Here is a 3,501-nt window from a genome sequence, read left to right as displayed (position 1 = left end):
GCCGGCTCCGCCGTCACGCAGATCCGCACCAGCCAGGCCGTCGTGGGCAGCAGCACGGCGGCGGCGAAGCCGAGCGAGTCCAGCAGCGGCTGGCCGGCCCGTACGCCGACCGCCAGCAGACCCGCGTACAGCAGGAGCGGCGCCGCCCACCGCTGGGAGCGGGCGAGCAGGGCGAGGTGGTACAGCGTCAGCGCGAGCGTCGCCCTCATCGTGCGTCGCCCTCCTCTCCCGGCCGGGGAGCCGGTGCCGGCCGGTCCTCCGGGTCCGGTGCGGGGTGCGGTACCGATTCCCGTAGGGAGCGGATGTGCCATCCGGGCCGGGCCGCCAGCAGGGTGCGCAGCACCGTGTCGGAGTCGGCGGCCGGCACCGTCAGCGTGAGCACGCCGTCCGGTGCGAGGTGCCGGGGCGCGTTCGGCGGCAGTCCGGCAGGCATCCGGGAGCCGGGCGCCCCCAGCGCTTCGATACGCGTGAGCGCCGCCCGCACACCTCTTCCCGCGCCGTCCTGCTCCCCCTCGCCGCCCGGTGTTCCCGTCCCGTCCAGCTCTCCCGCGCCACCCGGTGCCACCCGGCCGTCCACGACCCGTACGGTGGCGTGCCCGGTGCCGGCGAGCCGGGCCGGGTCGTGGTCCGCGAACGCCACCGCGCCGCCCTCGGCGACCCGTTCACGCACCACCGCGTCGAGGACCGCGCGGGCCGGCTGGCCCAGTCCCGTCCACGCCTCGTCGAGCACCAGCAGACCGGGGCGGCCCATGAGCGCCTGCGCGACGGCCACCTTCTGGCTGCTGCCCTTGGACAGCTCCCGCATCCTGGTCCCCGCGTACCGCTCCGCCCCGAACCGCTCCAGCCAGCCCGCCCCCTCCCGGACGGCGGCGCGCCTGCTCAGCCCGCGTACCCGCCCGAGGTGGGTCAGATAGCCCAGTGCCGTCAACGGCAGGGCGGCGGGGAAGCGTTCGGGCACGTAGCCGCGGGCGGGGGGCCGCCCGCGCAGCCGGCCGGCGGCGGGTGCGTCGATCCCGGCGAGCAGCCGCAGCAGCGTGGACTTGCCGCTGCCGTTGCCGCCCTCGATCCGCAGCAGGGCACCGGAGCTCAGCTCCAGGTCCACCCCGCGCAGCACCCACGGCCCGCCCGCACGGTAGCGGTGCCCCACGTCCTCCAGCCGCACAGACCAGTTCATGGGAGTGACGTTAGACGCTGGCAGACTGAGGAGGTGACCGCTTCGACCCCCGAACCCGTGCCCGCGCCCGTTCCCGCCCCCGGACCGGCTTCCGCGCCCGGGGCCACGCCGACGCCCGAACCGGCCGGGCCCGACCGCTACGTGCTGCCCCTCGTCGTACGGATCGAGCGCGCCGGCCCGCCCGCGCGCACCGACGCGCTGGAGACGGCGGCCCGCGCGGTGCTCGTCCTGCTGTCCGACCCGCGGACGGCCGAGGGGACCGGGGAGTGGCACAAGCGGGTGCGGCTGTGGGAGGAGCGCGGCATCCGCAAGGTCGTACGACGGGCCCGGGGCGCCGAGTGGCGGCGCACGGAGCCGCTGGCCGGGATCACGGTGACCGGGCGCACCGCCGAGGTCCGCGTCTTCCCGCCGGTCCCGCTCGACGGCTGGCCCAAGGACCTGGCGCGGCTCCAGGTGTCGGGCACCGAACTGGCGGAGCCCGAACCGCCGGCAGCGCCGCCCGAGGGCACGCCCGTGCTCTGGCTGAACCCGCGGGTGGAGATGTCGGCGGGCAAGGCGATGGCGCAGGCGGGACACGGCGCCCAGCTGGCCTGGTGGGCGCTGGAGGAGCCCGAGCGGACCGCGTGGCGCCGGGCGGGCTTCCCGCTCGCGGTGCGCCCGGCCCGGGACGCGGCGCACTGGGCGGACCTCGCCGCCGGCGGCCTCCCCGTCGTCCAGGACGCCGGGTTCACGGAGATCCCGCCGGGCTCGGCCACCGTCGTCGCGGACCACCCGGCGCTGCGCGGAAACGGATGACCCCCCGGGTGGACGGATCCTCCCGTGTTCGCCTGATCCTTCCTCTCACCCCCTGACACTCGACCACGGATAGTGGCATCCTCCTCACAGGGCGCAAGACGCACGCGTCGGGGAGAGCGCCCGGGGGGATCGGGGGTGTGACGTGGCGCGGACGCGACCGGGAGAGGGGGGACCGTTCGGTCCCCCGGGCCCCGCCGGGCTGGTGCCGCTGGTGGACGAGTGCCTGGCGCTGCCGCCCGAGGCGGAACGCCCGCTCGTCGTGCTGCTGGGGCCGCACGGCGCGGGCGCGAGCGAGGCGCACGGGGCGCTGATGGCGCGCTTCGGCGCGGAACAGCCCTTCGCCTACCTCAACTTCGGCTCCGGCCGGCCGTTGCAGCCCCGGTACGCGCTGGGGCTGATCGCCCGCCAGCTGGAGCGGAAGCTGCCCCGCTACCGGGTCTCGCGCTTCCCCCGGCTGACGCTGGGGCTGCTGGCCTCCGACAGCGAACTGCGCGGCATCGCCGACCTGAGCACCGTCCCGCTGCGCGACCAGCGGCGCCAACTCCACCGGCGCCTCGGCCAGTTCGAGGACACCACCTTCGCCAGCTACGGCGACTACCTGTCCGGCTTCGTGCAGGTGGGCGGCTCGGCCCTGGGGCTGCCCGCCGGCATCCCCGCGGTGTTCGAGGAGGTGGTGGGCGGCGCCGCGCGGGAGGGCGCCCGCATGGTGTCGGGCGTGCTCTCGCGGCACCGGTTCGCCGAGAGCGCCCGCTGGTACGGCAGGCACCCGCTGACCGGCGGCACCAGCCCCTGGGACGCGGTGATCGAGCTGAACCACTGGCGCCGCGGCCCGGCGGAGGACGCGCGGAAGCTGGAGCGGATCCTGTGCGCGGCGTTCCTGGAGGACCTGCGGCGCAACGCGGAGCTGTCCTTCGCGCCGCGCTCCTACCTGCTCCTGCTCGACAGCTGCCACACGCCGGACGGCCGCCGCTTCCTCGAACTGCTGCTGACGGCACGGGAGGACGCCCGGGCCGCCGCCCGGCACACCGCCACGCCGCCCCGGGCGGAGGCGGGGGACCCGCTCACGGTGGTCGCCAGCGCCCACCGCTGGCTGCCGGGCTGGGGCCCGCCCTCGGGGGAGTCGTGGGGGTGGACGGTACGCGCCGTGGACGGGGCGCGGCTGGCGGACTGGCGGGAGCGCAGACCGCCGGGGGACCCGGGCCACTGGTATCCGCTGCGGCTGCGCGACCTGACGCTGGACGAGGTCCGCGCCCGGCTGTCCGACCGGCCGCAGCGCGACCCGGCCCTCGCCCCGTTCGTGCACCGCCTCACCGGCGGACTGCCGCGGGCCGTGCGGCAGGTGCTGACGGTGCTGGACCAGGCGGATCTGCCCACCGCCCCCGGGCACGCCCGCGAGGTGTGGCTGCGCCGACTGCCCGACAGGACGCTGCCCGGGCGGGCGGCACGGCGGCACCGGGACGGCCGGGACGGCGCCGGTCCGCGAAGCGGCGCGGGCGGGCGGGAAGGGGCACCCGCGCCGGCCGCGGGCGCCG

2 protein-coding genes and 2 pseudogenes are annotated in these 3,501 nt (G+C 77.4%); 2 read left to right on the top strand and 2 right to left on the bottom strand.

Going from position 1 to position 3,501, the window contains the following annotated elements:
* Nucleotides 1–209: pseudogene (locus tag FM076_RS26000) on the bottom strand (ABC transporter); the annotation flags it as partial.
* Nucleotides 206–1,174 carry an ABC transporter ATP-binding protein gene (locus FM076_RS25995; protein ID WP_173873327.1) on the bottom strand — a complete coding sequence of 323 codons (969 nt, stop codon included), beginning with the start codon at nucleotides 1,172–1,174 and terminating at the stop codon, nucleotides 206–208. The pseudogene FM076_RS26000 and the gene FM076_RS25995, both read right to left, overlap by 4 nt.
* 33 nt (nucleotides 1,175–1,207) lie before the next feature.
* On the opposite strand from FM076_RS25995, the gene FM076_RS25990 reads away from it, so the two are divergent.
* A complete protein-coding gene (locus FM076_RS25990; protein ID WP_428815024.1) occupies nucleotides 1,208–1,969 on the top strand; it encodes a peptidyl-tRNA hydrolase in 762 nt (253 codons plus the stop codon).
* A 142-nt stretch (nucleotides 1,970–2,111) separates the two neighbouring features.
* Nucleotides 2,112–3,501, top strand: a pseudogene (locus FM076_RS25985) (hypothetical protein); the annotation flags it as partial.

Source organism: Streptomyces albus subsp. chlorinus (assembly GCF_013302895.1).
GTDB classification, from domain to species: Bacteria; Actinomycetota; Actinomycetes; order Streptomycetales; family Streptomycetaceae; genus Streptomyces; species Streptomyces chlorinus.
This window is presented reverse-complemented; position numbering and strand designations above follow the sequence as displayed.